The sequence below is a fragment of the Paraburkholderia sp. PGU19 genome, assembly GCF_013426915.1.
Lineage (GTDB): Bacteria > Pseudomonadota > Gammaproteobacteria > Burkholderiales > Burkholderiaceae > Paraburkholderia.
This window is the reverse complement of the sequence record NZ_AP023180.1, coordinates 1363623-1381319: the sequence shown is the minus strand read 5'-3', so window position 1 is coordinate 1381319 and position 17697 is coordinate 1363623. Positions and strand designations below refer to the sequence as shown.

The window sequence follows — 17697 nt, the reverse complement described above, 5'->3', positions numbered from 1 at the left end:
TCGCCGGGCGGCGTGGCTCAACTCGACCTTACGGATACCATGCACACTCCACCTGTTTCCCGTTTATCGAACCTGCGCAGCGATGTCTTCGCGGGGATCGTCGTGTTTCTCGTCGCGCTGCCACTGTGTCTGGGCATCGCCACCGCGTCCGGGGTCGATCCGTTTGCCGGGCTGGTGTCCGGCATCGTCGGCGGACTGGTCGTCGCGCTGTTGAGCGGCTCGCATCTGAGCGTGAGCGGGCCGGCTGCGGGCCTCGTCGTGATCGTCGTGTCGGCGATCGCGTCGCTCGGCAGTTTCTCCGCGTTTCTCGCCGCCGTGCTGATCGCGGGCGCGTTGCAAATCGGCTTCGGCCTGTTGCGCGCGGGACAGCTCGCCAGCTTCGTGCCCGTCGCCGTCATCAAGGGCATGCTGGCTTCGATCGGCATCATCCTGATCATCAAGCAGATTCCGCTCAGCGTCGGGCTCGTGAGCGGCGCGGATGCCAACAACGCGCACGCGGCCATGCTGGCGACGCCGTTCGGCGATCTGTCGATGGTGACGACCGCGCTCGCGCTCATCTCGGTGGTGATGCTGTTCGCGTGGGAGACGCCGCGCGCGAAGCGCTACGCGATCGTGCGCATGCTGCCGGGGCCGCTCGCCGTCGTCGCGCTCGGCATCGGCGTGACGCTTGCGCTCGATGTGCTGGCGCCCGTACTCGCGGTACCGGCTGAGCATCGGGTGTCGCTGGTGTCGCTGGATTCGTTCGCGGCGCTGACAGGCGCGCTCTCGATGCCCGACTTCAGCCAGCTCGTGGATGGCCACGTCTGGCGCGTCGGCTTGACGCTCGCCATCGTCGCGAGTCTGGAAACGCTGCTGAGCCTCGAAGCCGTCGAACAGATCGATCCGAAGCGCCGCCGCGCGTCGCCGGACCGTGAGTTGAAGGCGCAGGGCGTGGGCAATATGGTGGCGGCCGTGCTTGGCGGTCTGCCGCTGACGGCCGTAATCGTGCGCAGCTCGGCGAACGTGAATGCGGGCGCGCAGACGCGCATGTCGGCCGTGATTCACGGCGTGCTGCTGCTGGCGAGCGTGTTCGCGCTGACGGCCGTGCTGAACCTGATTCCGCTCGCGTGTCTCGCGGCGATCCTGATTCACACGGGCTACAAGCTTGCGAAGCCGGCGCTGTTCACGGCAATGGCGCGCGAAGGCGTCGACCGCTTCGTGCCGTTCGTGGCGACGATTGCGGGCGTGCTGGCGACGGATCTGCTGATCGGCATTGGCATCGGCATTGCGACGAGCGCGGTGCTCGCGCTGCGCGCGAACCTGTCGCGCACGTTCACGCTGACGCGTCACGACGATCACTATTTGCTGGTGCTGCGCAAAGACGCGACGTTCCTGTCGAAGCCGATGCTCACGCGCTGCCTCGCGCAGATTCCGGACCGTGCGACGGTGCTGATCGACGCGGAGCGTGCTGATTTCATCGACCGGGATATCCGCGACACGCTCGATGCGTTCGTGAGCGAGGCGGCGCAGCGGCAGATCACCGTCGAGCGTATGCGCTGGCCGGAGCCGGCGGCTCAGGAAGGGCGGGCGGCACTGCCGTCGCTAGGTGCGACGGCCGGCTGACCCGTAAAAAGGGCGCGATAGCGCGCGGCGGCGCGTTATCGGACTTATCGGTCTATTGAAACAGCAGTTCTAGAAAGCGCTGGCCGGAAGGCGAGGGCGCTGATGGTCAGCGCTTTCTCGCCGTATCGGCGGAAGGATTACTCGGCGATCGAAAAGCGCGACGACCGCGTCTGCTTCGCCTTGCTGGGACGCTTGACACGCGGGCTCGCGCCACGGATGAACAGCACTGCGCACAACGCCACCATGGCCCAGATGCAAAGAAGTACGGTCAAGACGTTCATTTCCAGTTCCAGTCTCAGTCAGTCGGCGCTGCCGTTGGTGCAATTGTTGCCGGGTTGCTACCGTCAGGTTCAGTTCTCACGGTCGCGTGCGGCGGCCGGTCAATGCGTGGTGTGCTGCGTCTCGCCGTCGAACAGAAGCTCGTCGATCAGCCGCGTGGTCAGTGCAAGCTGCTTCTCCAGCGACACGCGCGCCAGTTCCGCGCTCACCGCGTCGCCACGTGCGACGGCGGCGTGTGTCTTGGTGGCGAGGCGCAGCACCGTGTCGGACGCGAGTTGCAAGCCGCGCATCAGATCGGACTCCGGGTAATCCCGCAGGTTATTCCATTCCGGCGCGTTGAGCGCGTCGGGCTCGAACGGGTTGCTACTGTCATGACGGGAAGACATTTCAGGCTCCTCAGTGCACTGGCATGACTGCAGTGTGCGCTGCGGCCCCTGCGTTCAATCGGTCGAACAGAGGCCGATTTCGGATTCATACCGCCGTCATCGAAATGTGCCTGCCTGCGAACGACGGGAACGCCCGCTTCCTGTCCACGTCCCGGCGAATGGTAAGCAACTGTTAGTGCGCGGTCTGCACGTAGAGGCCCTGGGTTGCGCGGGCTCCTTTCTTGCGCGGGTCGAGTGTGGGGCGCGGCGGCCGTCCGTTCGTATCGAGCCGTAATGCTCCGTCACAAGTGGTCACGCACACCTTCTGTAGCGTCTGCTCAAATAGCAGAAGAGAAGGGAGAACGATCATGAAAAAGCTTCTGACGCTGGCAGCCGTCGCGATGGCGACGATCGGTTTGGGAGGCTGCGTCGTCGCGCCGCCGTATGGCTATGGATACGCGCCGGCCTATGGCTACGCGCCGGGGTATTACGCGGGGCCGTCAGTGAACGTCGGCATCGGCTATAGCTGTTGCTGGGGCCATGGCGGCTGGCATCGGTAAGCGCGCGGCCACGGCAGGGTGAACTCGGGCTGGCTGGCGGCGAATCATCCAGAGCGATCCCGTGATCGAGACCCAAAGAAGCCGGATGTGGATGCGTGAGCGTCCCGTCCGGCTTTTTTTAGGCGGCGCGGCATGTGGGCAGCCCGGTGGCTGGCTTTCGACATTCGGCTTTCGGCGTTAGGCGGAGCACATTGCGGGCGCATGCTGTGCCGCGCGCGCTGCGGGTTGCTGTACGATCTCGGAAAGAATGCGCCCGCGCGTTAGCGGCGCGCCTTCCGACGCCACGATTCCGCAACATCATCTACGTTTTCGCACCCAGCATGGACTACCGCGTTACCTACGAGCACAGCCTCGCCACCGCCCCCGACGACTTCATCGTGAATGTGCCGTCGCAACTGGTGTCGGACGTGCCGTCGAACATTCCCAAGGCGCTGCTGCCCGAAGCAATCGAGAAGCTGATACTCGAACGTTCTCCGCGTATCGGCCGCATCCGCAATCTAAGGCTCATCTGACGCCTCTCTATCGGCGGCTGGTTTCGTCGTTCTTTCCCCCCAGCCGCCGCGCTTGAAAATGGCTTGCCTGCCCTGCATGTTCGGCTCTCGCTTATACGGAGCCTTGTCATGGGAAGCCGTCCCCGTTTTGTCGACGATCTGTCGGGTGCGCTGCCAAGCGCCGCGGCCGCCGGGTCGTCCGAAGACGACGCACTCCTCGACGCCTATTCGCGCACCGTCATCGATGCGCTAGAACGGGTGCGGGCGGCCGTCGTCTTCATCACTGTCGAGCGCCGCGTGCCGGGCGCGCCGGAGCGCCATGCGCGCGCGGGCACCGGCTCGGGTTTCATCTTCACGCCCGATGGTTATCTTCTGACCAACAGCCACGTCGTGCACGGCGCGACGCATATCCGTGTGCAACTCGCCGACGGCACGAAGTTCGACGCCGATCTGGTCGGCGACGATCCGCACAGCGACCTGGCTGTGTTGCGTATCGGTTCGCCCGAGCCGCTGCCGCATGTCGTACTGGGCGAATCCGGCAAGTTGCGCGTCGGGCAGATTGCGGTCGCGGTGGGTAATCCGCTTGGGCTCGAGCAGACGGTGACGGCGGGCGTGGTTTCCGCGCTCGGGCGCTCGCTGAGGTCGAACTCGGGCCGCATGATCTATGACGTGATCCAGACGGATGCCGCGCTCAATCCAGGCAATTCGGGCGGGCCGTTGATCAACTCGGCGGGCCATGTGATCGGTGTGAATACCGCGATCATTCCGGGCGCGCAGTCGATCAGCTTTGCGACCGCGATCGATACTGCGAAGTGGGTCATCATGCAGATTTTTGCGCACGGGCGCGTGCGGCGGGCTTATATCGGCGTGGCGGGTACGACTTTCGCGTTGCCGCGGCGTGTGCAGCGGTATTTCGCGCTGGAGTCGGAAAGCGGCGTGCGGGTGATGGAGATCGTTAAGGAGAGTCCTGCCGCGCTCGGCGGGCTGCGGACGGATGATACGATCGTTGCGGTTGATGGGCAGGTTGTTGAGGGTGTCGATGCGCTGCAGCGCGTGCTCGATGGGTCCAGGATTGGGCGCTCTGTGAGCGTTACGGTTTTGCGCGGGGCGCAGCGGGTTGAGGTGGTTGTTGTGCCTGTTGAGCAGAGTGCTTAGGGTTTGGTTTTGGTTTTGGTTTTGTCTGCGACGCCGGGGGGCTTTTTCGCTGGCATCCGCGTTATGCCTTTGTGCTTTATGCGTCGCAGTTCGGTTTTTTTGCCTTCGCGCTGGCATCCGCGCTTTGCCTTCGTGCTTCAGGCGTTGCCCCCTGTGCGGGGCGACGCTTGAAGTAAGCTAGCGCATCGCGGATGCCAGCGAAAAGACCAGCACACCCAACGCACCCGCGCCGAGAAAACGCAACCGCGGATGCCAGCGCCGAGGCAAATAAACCAAACCGGCTTGCGCCGCAAAAAAAACATCGCCTCACGGATACCAAAGCAGAATCAAAAACCCACCCAGCGTCGCAGACAGAAAAAACCCCTCAAAACAACTGCTTCTGCCCCGAAGCCAACGTAGCAAAATCATCCTTGAGCAAAGGCAAAATCGCATCCGCTACAGGCTGAAGCTGCCGCGTCAGATAATGCTCGTAGTCGATTTCCGAGCGCAGCGTTTCGAGCGGCTCAGGCCCGCTGCCAGTCATCACATAACTGATCCATCCGCCATTCTGATATTGAAGCGGCCGACCGCGCTGCCGGTTGAACTCATCGGCGGAACGTGCGGCACGCACATGCGGCGGCACATTGCGCTCATACTCGGACAGCGGCCGACGCAGCCGCTTGCGATACACGAGCAGATCATCGAACTCGCCCGCCAGCGTGCGCCGCACATAATCGCGCACATAATCCCGATACGGCTGCTGTTTGAAAATGCGCAGATACAGTTCCTGCTGAAAGCGCTGCGCTAGCGGTGTCCAATCGGTGCGCACCGTTTCGAGACCCTTGTAGACGACGTCTTCGCTTCCATCGGCAAGCACGGTCAATCCCGCGTAGCGCTTCTTGCTGCCTTCCTCCGCGCCGCGCACGGTCGGCATGAAAAAGCGCTTGTAATGCCGCTCGAACTGCAACTCCAGCGCGCTCTCCAGCCCGAAGCGCTCGCGCAAATGCTCACGCCACCACGCATTGATTCCGCTAACCAGCTCTCGTCCGATGCGCGCCGCGTCTTCCTCGTCATGCGCGCGGCGCAGCCACACAAAAGTCGAATCGGTGTCGCCGTAAATCACCGCGTACCCGCGCGCTTCGATCAGCTCACGCGTGCGGTGCATGATCTCGTGGCCGCGCATCGTGATCGACGATGCAAGGCGCGGATCGAAGAACCGGCAGCCTGTCGAGCCGAGCACGCCGTAGAACGCGTTCATGATGATTTTCAGCGCCTGCGACAACGGCTTGTTCTGCTCGCGCTTCGCGGCTTCGCGTCCTTCCCACACCTGCGCGACGATCGATGGCAGGCAGTGGTGTGCCCGCGAAAACCGCGCGCCGAGGAAGCCGGGCACGGAATGCTCATCGTCGGGGTGACGCACGCCGTCGACCAGCCCCACGGGATCGATCAGAAACGTGCGGATGATCGACGGATACAGGCTCTTGTAGTCGAGCACCAGCACGGAATCGTAGAGGCCCGGCTTCGAGTCCATCACGAAGCCGCCAGGGCTGGCCGCGCCCGCAACGTCGCCGAGATTCGGCGCGACGTAGCCGAGCCGGTGCATGCGCGGCATGTATAGATGCGTGAACGCCGCCACTGACCCGCCGCTGCGGTCGGCAGGCAGTCCCGTGACGGTCGCGCGTTCGAGCAGGAACGACAGCAGGTCCGTCTTGCCGAAGACTCGCGTGACGAGTTCGCAGTCTTTCAGGTTGTAGCGGGCGAGCGCGGGCTTGTCTTCGTCGAAGCGGCGCTGGATCTCGTCCATCCGCTGATACGGGTTGTCGATCGACTTGCCTTCGCCCAGCACCGCCTGCGCGACGTATTCGAGGCTGAACGACGGAAAGCTCCATGTGGCCGAGCGCAACGCCTCGATGCCGTCGATGATCAGCCTCCCCGCCGCGCCCGCAAAGAAATGGTTCTGCTTCAGGCCATGCTCGCGCCATTCCATCACCGCGCCGCCGCGCCCGATGCGCAGTGGCACGCCGCACTTCTGCGCGGTTTCATGTAGCACTTTCAGATCGAACTGCACGACATTCCAGCCGATGATCGCGTCGGGATCGTGCGTCTCCAGCCATCCGATCAGCCGCTCGATCAGTTGCGCCCGGGTGTCGCAATACTCCAGCGCGAAGTCGAGGTCCGTCGCGTCGCCGTTCTGCGGTCCGAGCATGTACACCTGACGCTGCCCGCAGCCTTCCAGCGCGATCGAGTACAACTCGGCGTGCGCGCTGGTTTCGATATCGAGCGATACCAGCTTGAGCTTCGGACGATAGCCGCTCGCGGGCTTCATGTCGGCGTTCATCAGCGGGCCATGACCGGCGGGATTCGCCTCGCCACCGAACAGCACGGGCGCAGTGATGAAACGCTCCATCATGTAGCGTTCGGGCGGGAACACGTCGGCTTCGTAGACGTCGACGCCACCCTGTTTCAGACGCTTTTCGATCCCGGTCAGCTGCCGGTACTGGGGGCAATACAGCCCCAGCACCGGCCGATGCTGGAAGTCGCACAAATCGAGCGGGCGCAGTTCGACACCGCGCGACTGGGCGTTCTTCTCCCGGTGCAGCACGTCTTCCGCGCGCTCGCGATGCGCGGCGGGGATGAACGCGACGTTCGGCTGCGGGCGCAGGCGGATGTGGCGCGGACCGTCGTTGGTCGCGAGCCAGAACTCGACCTCCGTTCCGGCGGCCGTATCGCGCCAATGACGGGTGAGAAGAAACCCCTGTTGAAGCTCACTCAAACGAAAACCTCTGCTGAAAACGCTCGCCGCCGACACTTTTTTCGGCAATTCTACGCGTGCCCGAAACGGCGCGCCCGGGGCGCTTTCCCTTGTCGGGCAAGGGTTTGGGCTTGTCGATAGGAAATTTAAATAGGGTGCATCGCAACAATCAAATTTATCAAATTCTGCGACTTCTTCATAATCCATTCCATCGCAGTACCCAAACCCACTCAACCGAAGAGGACGCATCAGATGCCGATCATCAACAGCCAGGTCAAACCGTTCAAGGCAACCGCATACCACAATGGCGATTTCGTGACCGTCACCGACGAAAGCCTGAAGGGCAAGTGGTCCGTCGTCGTGTTCTACCCGGCCGACTTCACGTTCGTGTGCCCGACCGAATTGGGCGATCTGGCCGACCGTTACGCAGAATTCAAGAAAATCGGCGTCGAAATCTACAGCGTGTCGACGGATACGCACTTCACGCACAAGGCATGGCACGACACGTCGGACACGATCCAAAAGATCAAGTACCCGATGATCGCTGACCCGACGCTGGCCATCTCGCGCAACTTCGACGTTCTGATCGAAGAAGAAGGCCTGGCGCTGCGTGGCACGTTCGTGATCAACCCGGAAGGCGAGATCAAGCTGTGCGAAATCCACGACAACGGCATCGGCCGTGACGCTGGCGAACTGCTGCGCAAGGTGCAGGCTGCGCAATACATCGCGGCACACCCGGGTGAAGTTTGCCCCGCCAAGTGGACGCCGGGCGCTGAAACGCTGACGCCGTCGCTGGACCTGATCGGCAAGATCTAAGTTTTACCGGCTCGCTAGAAGCCACACGCTATCCGCTGTAACCCCTGCCTTGAGCGGCGCCGCCTCGCGGGGCGCCGTTGTGAGGCAGTCCGCAAGGTCACAAGCCTTGCGAACTGCCTTACGCGTCGCGTTCGCCGTAACGCATTGGCGCGAATCGAACCTCTCATTCCCATCTCGCCACGGACTCGAAAAACCATGCTCGACGCGAATCTGAAGACCCAACTCAAAGCCTACCTCGAGAAAGTCGGCCGTCCCATCGAGATCGTCGCCTCCGTCGACGACAGCGCGAAGTCGCAGGAAATGCTCGCGCTGCTGAACGACATCGCCACGCTGTCGGAGCGCGTCAGCGTGATCGAGCGCCGCGGCGACGACGAGCGCAAGCCGTCATTTTCGATCGGCGAGCCGGGCAAGGCGGCAGGCATCCGCTTCGCCGGCATTCCGATGGGTCATGAGTTCACGTCGCTGGTGCTGGCGCTGCTGCAAACGGGCGGCCACCCCATCAAGCTCGACGACGCCGTGATCCAGCAGATCCGCGAACTCGACGGCGACTTCGCGTTCGAGACGTATTTCTCGCTGTCGTGCCAGAACTGCCCGGAAGTCGTGCAGGCGCTCAACATCATGGCGCTGATCAACCCGCGCATCCAGCACGTGGCGATCGACGGCGCGCTGTTCCAGAACGAAGTCGAGTCGCGCCAGATCATGGCCGTGCCGACGATGTTCCTGAACGGCGAAGTGTTCGGCCAGGGCCGCAGCGGCGTGAAGGAAATCCTCGCGAAGCTCGACACCAATGCCGGCGCGCGTGCCGCGAAAGAACTGGAGAAGAAGCCGGTGTTCGACGTGCTGATCGTCGGCGGCGGTCCTGCTGGCGCGGCGGCTGCGATCTACGCGGCGCGTAAGGGCATTGCGACGGGCGTCGTCGCGGAACGCTTCGGCGGCCAGGTGCTGGACACACTCGCGATCGAAAACTTCGTGTCGGTGCAGGAAACGGAAGGGCCGAAGTTCGCCACGGCGCTCGAGCAGCACGTGAAGAGCTACGAAGTCGATGTGATGGACGTGCAGCGCGCCGAAGCGCTGATTCCCGGCAAGATCAACGAAGTGCGCCTCGCGAGCGGCGCGGTGCTGAAGGCAAAGACGATCGTTCTGGCGACGGGCGCGCGTTGGCGCGAGATCAACGTGCCGGGCGAGCGCGAGTACCGCAATCATGGTGTCGCGTATTGCCCGCACTGCGATGGTCCACTGTTCAAGGGCAAGCGCGTCGCGGTGGTCGGTGGTGGTAACTCGGGCGTCGAAGCGGCGATCGATCTGGCGGGTCTCGTTAGCCACGTGACGCTGATCGAATTCGGCGCGACGCTGCGCGCTGATGAAGTGCTGCAACGCAAGCTGCGCAGCCTCGCGAACGTGACGGTCATCACGCAGGCACAGACGACGGAAATCACGGGCGACGGCAAGAAGGTCAACGGTCTGACCTACACGGACCGTGCGTCGGGCGAGTCGAAGCATGTCGAACTGGAAGGCGTGTTCGTGCAGATCGGTCTGGTGCCGAACACCGAATGGCTGAAGGGCACGGTCGAGCTGTCGAAACACGGCGAGATTGTCGTCGACGCGAAGGGCGCGACGTCGGTGCCTGGCGTTTTCGCCGCCGGCGACGTGACGACGGTGCCGTTCAAGCAGATCGTGATCGCCGTGGGCGAGGGCGCGAAGGCATCGCTGGCCGCGTTCGATCATCTGATCCGTACGAGCGTTGAAGATCTTGAAGATCTTGAAGATGCGCAGGCAGCGGAACTGGCTGAGGCCTGATCGACGGGTTTTGTGTTCGCTGTAAAAGCAAACGGGCTAGCTTCGGCTAGCCCGTTTGTCGTTGTGCAGCCTCCCGTCAGTTCTTGAGCTGTCTGCTTGCCCAATCTTTGCAGTCCCGGCTTTTCCCCTGTGCTACCGTTTTTGAGCATCCATTCGGAATGCGAATCGAACGGCGGTAGATTGAAAATACAAACAATCATGGAGGAGAAAGCTGTGAACAATCTGGTAAAACTGACAGCGGTCGGCATCTCGCTGGCCAGCTTGACGCTGATGGGTTGCGACAAGAAGGAGCCGCCATCGCACGAGGCCGCGCAAGGCAACGACAGTGCAGCCGAGCAGGTGGTGACGATCGGCCACGCGGGGCCGCTCACGGGCGGCAGCAGCCATCTCGGCAAGGACAACGAGAACGGCGCGCGGCTCGCCGTCGAGGAAGTCAACAACACGGGACTCGTGATCGCAGGGCAGAAGGTGCGTCTCGAACTCGACGGCGAAGACGACGCGGCCGATCCGAAGACGGGCACGCAGATCGCGCAGAAGTTCGTCGACGAGCATGTGGTCGCGGTGATCGGCCACCTGAACTCGGGCGTGTCGATTCCCGCGTCGCGCATCTATAACGACGCGAACATCGCGGAGATTTCGCCGTCGTCGACCAATCCCGACTACACGAAGCAGGGCTATAAGAGTGCGTATCGCGTGGTCGCGACGGATGCGCAGCAAGGCCCCGCGCTCGGCGATTACGCGCTGAAGTCGTTGAACGCGAAGACCATTGCCGTCGTCGACGACGCAACGGCCTACGGCAAAGGCCTCGCCGACGAGTTCGCGAAGGCGGCGCAGACGGGTGGCGGGCGCATCGTCGCGCGCGAGGCCACGACCGACAAGTCCACCGACTTCCGCGCCATTCTCACCACCATCAAGAGCGCGCGTCCGGATGTCATCATGTTCGGCGGGATGGATTCGACGGTCGGTCCGTTCATTCGTCAGGCGGCGGCGCTTGGCTTGACTGCGAAAGTTCTGAGCGGCGACGGCGCGTGCACGGAAAAAGTAGCGGCGCTTGCAGGCGACGCTGTCAACAATCTCGTTTGTTCCGAAGCAAGCCTTGCGGTATCGCGCATGCCGCAGGGCGCCGAGTTCGAAAAGCGCTTCGAGGCGCGTTTCAACGGTCCGATTCTCTTCAATGCTCCGTTCGCCTACGACGCCGTGTACGTTGTCGTCGATGCAATGAAGCGTGCCAACACCACAGACGCCGCGAAGGTGCTCGCCGCGATGCCCATGTCCGACTACAACGGCGTGATCGGACATATCGCCTTCGACGCCCACGGCGACATGAAGGAAGGCGCGATCACCCTGTATCACTATCAGGACAAAAAGAAGACGCTGCTCGATGTCGTGCGGTACAGCGGCGGGTCTATTTAATACTGGGTGTCGGGCGTGGCTTCTATTTTGAAGAGGCTGCGCCTTTGCTTGTCTGCTTACCGTATGCGTCCCCGTCGCGCTTGCCGATTTGCGAAGGGCTGACGCCGCCCAACATCAGCTGTTCGTCCGACCAGCGGTAAAACACGTCTGGGCGACGAGCCGCTTTGGCTTTACGGTGGGTTTTGCGTGAAGCCTTTACGAGCTTCTTGCCTGCTTTGGGCTTTTTGAGGGCCTGCGTCGCCGGGCTGCGCGCCGCGCTATCTGCTACGAGTGCTTCGGGCTTACGGCGTGCAGCGAGCGCATCGGAAGCACACCACGCGACGATGCACGCCGCAAATGCGACATGCCGCGCTACTACGCTGATTGTCTTCCGTTTCGCCGCATGTGCGTGAGATATCACCGTCTTGCGGTTCAAGATTCTGATCCACCGGATGCCGTTCGAGTGTCTGCTTGCTCTTCGACGCGCTCAATCCGCACGTCCATCGACGACGCTCGAGTCAGGCCGAGTGCACTTGCCGCCGCATAAGACAAATCGATGATGCGTCCCCGGACGAACGGGCCGCGATCGTTGATGCGAACCACCACTGACCTCGTAGTGGACAGCGACGTCACGCGCACATAAGTGCCGAACGGCAGCGTGCGATGGGCAGCCGTCAACGCGTGACCGTTGTAGCGTTCTCCGTTTGCAGTGCGGCGTCCCTCGATCTTGCGCGCATACCATGACGCGTGGCCCATTTGCAGCGCGGCGCCGGCCGGCTGGAGTGCGATGACTTCAGATTGAATCTTCGCGTCATTTGAGACGCTATCCGGGTTGGCAGGCGTGATCGGCGTCGACACGATTCCTGTCGTGCTCGCCGCCTGATGCTCGGACGGGATCTGCGCGCAACCGGCAAATAATCCGAAAATTCCTAGTAATCCAAAAAGACGAACGGTTGACATCACAGACCACGAATCAGCAAGAGAAGCGGGTCTAACGGTCTCAATATTTTCGCGTTGACGGCATGCGACAGTTGCTGTGATGTTTTGACAAATCTTTACGCGCTCGCGAAGCCGATCGGGCGACAGTCAGGCGCCACCGAACGGCGCCTGACTGTGCACGGCGAACGGTTACTTGCCCATCACCGCTTCGAGGGATTCGCCCTTCACGACGATCTCCGTACGCCGGTTTCGTGCGCGGCCATCGGGCGTGTCGTTGTCCGCCACGGGGCGATCGAACGCGTAGCCGACCAGCGTGATGCGCGACGCGCTGATGCCTCGGCGTTCGAGTTCATCCGCGACCGACTTCGCGCGCGCTTCGGACAACTGCTGGTTGTACTCGCGCGTGCCAACGTTATCCGTATGGCCTTCGACGATTATCGGCTTTTGCGTGCGGCTCAGTACGACGACCACGCGGGCAATCGCAGAGCCTGCGTCAGGACGCAAGCTCGATTCGTTGAAGTTGAACAGGACCTTCTCAGGCAGGCGAACCTGCACGCCTTCCCTGGTCTGCGTGACTTCGATACCGGCTTGCTGGTTCAGCGCTTCTTCTTTGCTGCGATCGAGGCCGCTGCACGCGGCGAACATCGACAGGGAAAGGGCGCAGGCTGCGATGGTCAACAGTTTTTTCATGGTTGTGATGGCGTTGTGGGAGAGAAGGGAAGGAAATTCGCGTCAGGCCAGGATTTTTCATCAAACCAGGAGAAAGTTTGATAAGGCATGCAAAGTTTTTCAAAATTTGACACGAAGGTGTCGCGTGGACGCACCGAAGTGCGAACAAACGTGAAACTTGCGGCCGACCGCACGCAAAGGTCAACAGTTCGGATCAAATGGCGTTAGTCGCAAGCAGCGTCGCCGCGAGTCCAGACAAACGGAAGGCGGATGCCGTTGCGCAGTCTCTCGTTATCCACTTGAAAAGGAAGAGCCCACACCATGAGCATCTTTGGAACCGTCGTCAGCAAGATTTTTGGCAAGGCCAAGCCGGCGGAGGCGCTGCCCGCCGAACCCATCGCGCCGGCGCCTGCGGACGCGTCGGCTGGTGCACCTGTCTCGACGGCGCTCGCGGACATCGATGTCGCGGCCGTGATGGACCAGCTGGCCGCGGCGAACCCGCAAAAGCTCGACTGGCGTCGTTCGATCGTCGATCTGATGAAGCTGCTCGACGTCGACAGCAGTCTCGAGCACCGCAAGCAGTTGGCGGGCGAACTGAAGTACAGCGGTGACACGAACGATTCGGCGTCGATGAACATCTGGCTGCACAAGCAGCTGATGACGGCGCTCGCCGCGAATGGCGGCAAGCTGCCCGAAGGTCTGACGAACTAACCGTCGCTCACGCAGCCGCCCACATCCATTCGATGTTCGGGCGGTTTCTCCCTACCCTCGCCGTGCATCAAACGCGAACGGGGCGGCACAAGAAAAATCAGACGCGCCCGCCGCGCTCCGACCGTGTGACATCCGGTCGCACATCCATCACACACCTTAGCGTCGTGTCCTTGACGCGGATCAGGACTTCGAACGCAACGCGTCCATAGAATCGCCGGGCACATAGGACCTTGTGCGCTTTGCCTTGCAAACCCCACACGTGTTCAGCGTGGTTCAACGATTATTGGGCAAACATGTTAGCCAGAAAAACCTTAAGAGCTTGCCTCTTACCGGTCAGCATCGGTCTGACCGCGTTTCTCACGGGATGTCAACTTGAAGTGCTCGACCCAAAGGGCAGCGTCGGCGTCGCCGAGAAGTCGCTGATCGCGACAGCGACGTGGACGATGCTGCTGGTCGTCGTGCCCGTCATTCTGTTGACGTTGTTTTTTGCGTGGCGCTACCGCGCGTCGAACAAAAGCGCGGTCTACGCGCCGAAGTGGGCGCACTCCACGGCAATCGAAGTGGTCGTGTGGACGATCCCCGCGCTGATCATCCTGTTCCTCGGCATCCTGACGTGGCGAACCACGCACGAGCTCGATCCGTACAAGCCGCTCGAATCGAACGTGAAGCCGATCGACGTCGAAGTCGTCGCGCTGGACTGGAAGTGGCTGTTCATCTATCCCGATCTCGGCATTGCGTCGGTGAACCAGCTGGCGATGCCCGTCGGCACGCCCGTCAACTTCCACATCACGTCGGACTCGGTGATGAACTCGTTCTTCATCCCGCAACTCGGCACGCAGGTCTACGCGATGGCGGGCATGCAGACGCGCGTGCATCTGATCGCGGATGAACCGGGCGACTACGCGGGCGTGTCGGCGAATTTCAGCGGCAAGGGTTTCTCGGACATGAAGTTCCGCACGCTCGCCGTGAGCGCCGCGGATTTCAACGCCTGGGTGCAGAAGGTGAAGGCGTCGCCGGAACGGCTCGATATGGACGGCTACTACGCGGTCGCGAAACCGAGCGAGAAAAACCCGGTGCGCTATTTCTCCGCGGTCGACCCGAAGCTGTTCCGCAACGTCATCGCGAAATACAACAGCGGGCATGTCGTCGATTTCCGTGACGCCAACTGCATCACGAATACTGCGAAGGAGTAACCCATGTTCGGCAATCTGACTTTAGAGGCGATTCCGTTCGATCAGCCGATCATCATGGGCGCGGCCGCCCTGATGGGGCTGATCGTGCTGGCCGTCGTCGTGCTCGTGACGCACCTGAAAAAATGGCGCTGGCTGTGGACGGAATGGCTCACGTCCGTCGATCACAAGCGCATCGGCGTGATGTATATCGTCGTCGCCGTGCTGATGCTGCTGCGCGGTTTCGCCGACGCCGTAATGATGCGACTGCAACTCGCGCTCGCGAGCGGCGGCGCTGCCGGCTATCTGCCGCCGCATCACTACGACCAGATCTTCACCGCGCACGGCGTCATCATGATCTTCTTCATGGCGATGGCGCTGATGGTGGGGCTCTTCAATATCGTCGTGCCGTTGCAGATCGGCGCGCGCGACGTCGCGTTCCCGTTCCTGAACTCATTGAGCTTCTGGATGACGGCGATCAGTGCGATCCTGATGAACATTTCGCTGGTGATCGGCGAGTTCGCGCAGGTCGGCTGGCTTGCGTATCCGCCGCTGTCGGAGTTGCAGTTCAGCCCGGGCGTGGGTGTCGATTACTACATCTGGGCACTGGAACTCTCAGGCGTCGGCACGCTGATCACGGCGATCAACTTCTTCGTGACGATCATCAAGATGCGCGCGCCCGGCATGACGCTGATGAAGATGCCTGTGTTCACGTGGACGGCGCTGTGCTCGAACGTGCTGATCATGGCGACGTTCCCGATCCTGACGGTGGCGCTCGCGCTGCTCGGCCTCGACCGCTACGCGGACATGCATTTCTTCACGAACGAAGCCGGCGGCAACGCCATGCTGTATCTGAACCTGATCTGGGCCTGGGGACACCCGGAGGTCTACATCCTGGTTCTGCCCGCGTTCGGCATCTACTCGGAAGTGATCTCGACGTTCGCGAAGAAGCCGCTGTTCGGCTACAAGACGATGGTCTACGCGTCGTGCGCGATCATGGTGCTGGCGTTCCTCGTGTGGGCGCACCACTTCTTCACGATGGGCTCGGGCGCCGACGTCAACGCGTTCTTCGGCATCGCGACGATGATCATCGCCATTCCGACGGGCGTGAAAATTTTCAACTGGCTGTTCACGATGTATCGAGGCCGCCTCGAATTCACGGCGCCCGTGCTGTGGACAATCGGCTTCATGGTCACGTTCACGATCGGCGGGATGACGGGCGTGATGCTCGCGATCCCGGGCGCGGACTTCGTGCTGCATAACTCGCTGTTCCTCGTCGCGCACTTCCACAACACGATTATCGGTGGCGTGGTGTTCGGCTATCTGGCCGGGTTCAGCTACTGGTTCCCGAAGGTGTTCGGCTTCAAGCTCAACGACAAGCTCGGCAAGAGCGCGTTCTGGTGCTGGTTCGTTGGTTTCTTTGTTGCGTTCACGCCGCTGTACGTGCTCGGTTTCATGGGCGCGACGCGCCGTCTGAATCACTACGACAACCCCGCCTGGCAGCCGTACATGATCGTCGCAGCATGCGGCGTCGCGCTGATCGCGGTCGGCGTCGTGTTCCAGGTCGCGCAGGTGGTGGTCAGCATCATCAATCGCAACAAGCCGGCGTATCGCGACGTCACGGGCGATCCGTGGGGCGGCCGTACGCTCGAATGGTCGATCTCGTCGCCGCCGCCCGTCTATAACTTCGCGACGATTCCCGTCGTCGAGGAACTGGATGCGTTCGCGCACATGAAGGAAACGGGCAGGGGGCTTGGCATCCAGGCGGCGTATCAGGACATCCACATGCCGTCGAACACGAGTGCGGGTTTCTTCATCGGCGTGTTCAGCCTAGCGTTCGGTTTCGCTGCCGTGTGGCACATCTGGTGGCTCGCGATCGTCTCGCTGCTGGCGATTGCCGTGACCGTGATCGGCCGCAGCTTCGGTCGCGACGACGGCTACTTCATCCCGTCCGACGTCGTGCGGGCAATCGAAAACAAAGGCCGCACGCCGCTTCCGAAGCATGTGGAAGTGTCGCCGGTGCTCGCGGAGGTCGAGTGATGCTGCAAAAAGTCCATACCGCAACCCTGAACGGGATCGATGGTCACGGCCATCATGGCGAATCGCATTCGGTGTTCGGCTTCTGGCTGTACCTGATGACCGACTGCGTGCTGTTCGCGTCGCTATTCGCGGTGTTCGCCGTGATGGCGCATCAGTTCAACGCCGGGCCGACGGGGAAGGACCTGTTCGACCTTCCCGGCGTCGCTGTCGAAACGGCTGCGCTGCTGTTTAGCAGCATCACGTACGGCTTCGCGATGGTCGCCGCGCGCGGGCAGAACACGCGTGCCGTGCTCGGCTGGCTGGCCGTTACGTTCGTGCTTGGCCTTGTGTTCCTGAAGCTCGAACTGGGCGAGTTTTCGCATCTGCTCGCGCAAGGCGCAGGTCCGTCGCGCAGCGCGTTCCTGTCGTCGTTCTTCGTGCTGGTCGGTACGCACGGCCTGCACGTCGCGACGGGGCTGATCTGGATGGCCGTGCTCGCCGTGCAGGTGGCGCGCGCGCCGCAACTGACGCAGCGTGAAATCACGCGGCTGACGTGCCTGAGTCTTTTCTGGCACTTCCTCGATGTCGTGTGGATTTGCGTGTTCACTTTTGTCTATCTCGGGAGCGCGATCTAAATGGCTCACTCGAATTCCCATGCGCTTCATGGCGAAGCGGGGCACGGCGGTATCGGCGGATATGTGGTTGGCTTCGTGCTGGCCGTGGTGTTGACGGCTGCGGCGTTCGGCATCGTGCTGGAAGGCTGGCTGCCGGCTGCATCGGCGCCATTCGCGCTGGCCGCGCTCGCTGTCGTGCAGATCGTCGTACACCTGGTGTTCTTCCTGCACATGAGCGTGTCGACGTCCGGGCAGCGCTGGAACACACTTGCGCTCGCCTACACGGTGCTGGCCGCGATGTTCCTGGTGTTCGGGACGGTGTGGGTGATGCACAACGTCAGCATGAACATGATGTCGCGCTGAAGCCGTTGCACATGCATCCGGGCAT

General features: G+C 62.2%; 18 protein-coding genes. 12 read left to right on the top strand and 6 right to left on the bottom strand.

The features are described 5' to 3' along the window. Positions 1 to 39: 39 nt before the first annotated feature. Positions 40 to 1602, top strand: coding sequence for a SulP family inorganic anion transporter (locus H1204_RS23795; protein ID WP_180731014.1), 1563 nt, complete (start codon positions 40 to 42; stop codon positions 1600 to 1602). Between the two features lie 137 nt (positions 1603 to 1739). On the opposite strand, the gene H1204_RS23790 is transcribed toward H1204_RS23795, so the two are convergent. Both H1204_RS23790 and H1204_RS23785 read right to left on the bottom strand, forming a co-directional pair. Beyond that, positions 1740 to 1883 carry a hypothetical protein gene (locus H1204_RS23790; RefSeq protein ID WP_007586029.1) on the bottom strand — a complete coding sequence of 48 codons (144 nt, stop codon included), beginning with the start codon at positions 1881 to 1883 and terminating at the stop codon, positions 1740 to 1742. 99 nt (positions 1884 to 1982) lie between these two features. After that, the gene (locus H1204_RS23785) at positions 1983 to 2267 is read right to left on the bottom strand and encodes a hypothetical protein (protein WP_180731013.1); all 285 of its coding nucleotides are present in this window, start codon (positions 2265 to 2267) and stop codon (positions 1983 to 1985) included. 347 nt (positions 2268 to 2614) lie between these two features. On the opposite strand from H1204_RS23785, the gene H1204_RS23780 reads away from it, so the two are divergent. From H1204_RS23780 to H1204_RS23770, 3 genes are all read left to right on the top strand, one after another. Continuing rightward, positions 2615 to 2806: a hypothetical protein gene (locus H1204_RS23780; protein WP_036000815.1), complete on the top strand. Its 192-nt coding sequence runs from the start codon at positions 2615 to 2617 to the stop codon at positions 2804 to 2806. 320 nt (positions 2807 to 3126) lie between these two features. Beyond that, complete coding sequence (locus H1204_RS23775) at positions 3127 to 3318, top strand: hypothetical protein (protein WP_036000819.1); 192 nt, start codon at positions 3127 to 3129, stop codon at positions 3316 to 3318. A gap of 108 nt (positions 3319 to 3426) precedes the next feature. After that, entirely contained in the window at positions 3427 to 4452 is a 1026-nt protein-coding gene (locus H1204_RS23770; RefSeq protein ID WP_180731012.1) for a trypsin-like peptidase domain-containing protein, read from the top strand. 364 nt (positions 4453 to 4816) lie between these two features. Here H1204_RS23770 and H1204_RS23765 read toward each other — a convergent pair whose 3' ends face one another. Continuing rightward, positions 4817 to 7204, bottom strand: a complete 2388-nt coding sequence (locus tag H1204_RS23765) for a DNA polymerase II (protein WP_180731011.1) — start codon at positions 7202 to 7204, stop codon at positions 4817 to 4819. Positions 7205 to 7435: 231 nt separating this feature from the next. Between H1204_RS23765 and ahpC the strand changes: the two genes are divergently transcribed. The 3 genes from ahpC to H1204_RS23750 all read left to right on the top strand — a co-directional run bounded on the left by ahpC (position 7436) and on the right by H1204_RS23750 (position 11209). Further along, on the top strand, positions 7436 to 7999 hold the full coding sequence (gene ahpC / locus H1204_RS23760; RefSeq protein ID WP_009770498.1) for an alkyl hydroperoxide reductase subunit C: 564 nt from the start codon (positions 7436 to 7438) through the stop codon (positions 7997 to 7999). A 195-nt stretch (positions 8000 to 8194) separates the two neighbouring features. Beyond that, complete coding sequence (gene ahpF, locus H1204_RS23755; protein ID WP_180731010.1) at positions 8195 to 9796, top strand: alkyl hydroperoxide reductase subunit F; 1602 nt, start codon at positions 8195 to 8197, stop codon at positions 9794 to 9796. A 270-nt stretch (positions 9797 to 10066) separates the two neighbouring features. Continuing rightward, positions 10067 to 11209, top strand: a complete 1143-nt coding sequence (locus H1204_RS23750; protein ID WP_243468785.1) for a branched-chain amino acid ABC transporter substrate-binding protein — start codon at positions 10067 to 10069, stop codon at positions 11207 to 11209. 22 nt (positions 11210 to 11231) lie between these two features. On the opposite strand, the gene H1204_RS23745 is transcribed toward H1204_RS23750, so the two are convergent. The 3 genes from H1204_RS23745 to H1204_RS23735 form a co-directional block, all read right to left on the bottom strand. Next, positions 11232 to 11624 carry a hypothetical protein gene (locus tag H1204_RS23745; RefSeq protein WP_180731008.1) on the bottom strand — a complete coding sequence of 131 codons (393 nt, stop codon included), beginning with the start codon at positions 11622 to 11624 and terminating at the stop codon, positions 11232 to 11234. Then, the gene (locus tag H1204_RS23740) at positions 11621 to 12148 is read right to left on the bottom strand and encodes a septal ring lytic transglycosylase RlpA family protein (RefSeq protein ID WP_180731007.1); all 528 of its coding nucleotides are present in this window, start codon (positions 12146 to 12148) and stop codon (positions 11621 to 11623) included. Before H1204_RS23740 ends, H1204_RS23745 begins: the two co-directional genes overlap by 4 nt. A 168-nt stretch (positions 12149 to 12316) precedes the next feature. Then, positions 12317 to 12817 carry an OmpA family protein gene (locus H1204_RS23735; protein WP_180731006.1) on the bottom strand — a complete coding sequence of 167 codons (501 nt, stop codon included), beginning with the start codon at positions 12815 to 12817 and terminating at the stop codon, positions 12317 to 12319. A gap of 300 nt (positions 12818 to 13117) precedes the next feature. Here H1204_RS23735 and H1204_RS23730 point away from each other — a divergent pair, with 300 nt between their 5' ends. The 5 genes from H1204_RS23730 (at position 13118) to cyoD (ending at position 17672) form a co-directional block, all read left to right on the top strand. Next, positions 13118 to 13507, top strand: a complete 390-nt coding sequence (locus H1204_RS23730; RefSeq protein ID WP_180731005.1) for a DUF3597 domain-containing protein — start codon at positions 13118 to 13120, stop codon at positions 13505 to 13507. Positions 13508 to 13800: 293 nt separating this feature from the next. After that, positions 13801 to 14700, top strand: coding sequence for a ubiquinol oxidase subunit II (gene cyoA / locus H1204_RS23725; RefSeq protein ID WP_180731004.1), 900 nt, complete (start codon positions 13801 to 13803; stop codon positions 14698 to 14700). A 3-nt stretch (positions 14701 to 14703) separates the two neighbouring features. Then, positions 14704 to 16716, top strand: coding sequence for a cytochrome o ubiquinol oxidase subunit I (gene cyoB, locus H1204_RS23720; RefSeq protein ID WP_180731003.1), 2013 nt, complete (start codon positions 14704 to 14706; stop codon positions 16714 to 16716). After that, the gene (gene cyoC / locus H1204_RS23715) at positions 16716 to 17330 is read left to right on the top strand and encodes a cytochrome o ubiquinol oxidase subunit III (protein ID WP_243468647.1); all 615 of its coding nucleotides are present in this window, start codon (positions 16716 to 16718) and stop codon (positions 17328 to 17330) included. The genes cyoB and cyoC overlap by 1 nt, the downstream gene beginning before the upstream one ends. Then, positions 17331 to 17672: a cytochrome o ubiquinol oxidase subunit IV gene (gene cyoD, locus H1204_RS23710; RefSeq protein WP_180731002.1), complete on the top strand. Its 342-nt coding sequence runs from the start codon at positions 17331 to 17333 to the stop codon at positions 17670 to 17672. It abuts the gene before it with no gap. The last annotated feature ends 25 nt before the right edge of the window (positions 17673 to 17697 follow it).

What these genes read in the sequence shown, in the direction of transcription:
- H1204_RS23795 (WP_180731014.1), top strand. Translation starts at nt 40, where the DNA reads ATGCACACTCCACCTGTTTCCCGTTTATCGAACCTGCGCAGCGATGTC.
- H1204_RS23790 (WP_007586029.1), bottom strand. Translation starts at nt 1,883, where the DNA reads ATGAACGTCTTGACCGTACTTCTTTGCATCTGGGCCATGGTGGCGTTG.
- H1204_RS23785 (WP_180731013.1), bottom strand. Translation starts at nt 2,267, where the DNA reads ATGTCTTCCCGTCATGACAGTAGCAACCCGTTCGAGCCCGACGCGCTC.
- H1204_RS23780 (WP_036000815.1), top strand. Translation starts at nt 2,615, where the DNA reads ATGAAAAAGCTTCTGACGCTGGCAGCCGTCGCGATGGCGACGATCGGT.
- H1204_RS23775 (WP_036000819.1), top strand. Translation starts at nt 3,127, where the DNA reads ATGGACTACCGCGTTACCTACGAGCACAGCCTCGCCACCGCCCCCGAC.
- H1204_RS23770 (WP_180731012.1), top strand. Translation starts at nt 3,427, where the DNA reads ATGGGAAGCCGTCCCCGTTTTGTCGACGATCTGTCGGGTGCGCTGCCA.
- ahpC (WP_009770498.1), top strand. Translation starts at nt 7,436, where the DNA reads ATGCCGATCATCAACAGCCAGGTCAAACCGTTCAAGGCAACCGCATAC.
- ahpF (WP_180731010.1), top strand. Translation starts at nt 8,195, where the DNA reads ATGCTCGACGCGAATCTGAAGACCCAACTCAAAGCCTACCTCGAGAAA.
- H1204_RS23750 (WP_243468785.1), top strand. Translation starts at nt 10,067, where the DNA reads ATGGGTTGCGACAAGAAGGAGCCGCCATCGCACGAGGCCGCGCAAGGC.
- H1204_RS23740 (WP_180731007.1), bottom strand. Translation starts at nt 12,148, where the DNA reads ATGTCAACCGTTCGTCTTTTTGGATTACTAGGAATTTTCGGATTATTT.
- H1204_RS23735 (WP_180731006.1), bottom strand. Translation starts at nt 12,817, where the DNA reads ATGAAAAAACTGTTGACCATCGCAGCCTGCGCCCTTTCCCTGTCGATG.
- H1204_RS23730 (WP_180731005.1), top strand. Translation starts at nt 13,118, where the DNA reads ATGAGCATCTTTGGAACCGTCGTCAGCAAGATTTTTGGCAAGGCCAAG.
- cyoA (WP_180731004.1), top strand. Translation starts at nt 13,801, where the DNA reads ATGTTAGCCAGAAAAACCTTAAGAGCTTGCCTCTTACCGGTCAGCATC.
- cyoB (WP_180731003.1), top strand. Translation starts at nt 14,704, where the DNA reads ATGTTCGGCAATCTGACTTTAGAGGCGATTCCGTTCGATCAGCCGATC.
- cyoC (WP_243468647.1), top strand. Translation starts at nt 16,716, where the DNA reads ATGCTGCAAAAAGTCCATACCGCAACCCTGAACGGGATCGATGGTCAC.
- cyoD (WP_180731002.1), top strand. Translation starts at nt 17,331, where the DNA reads ATGGCTCACTCGAATTCCCATGCGCTTCATGGCGAAGCGGGGCACGGC.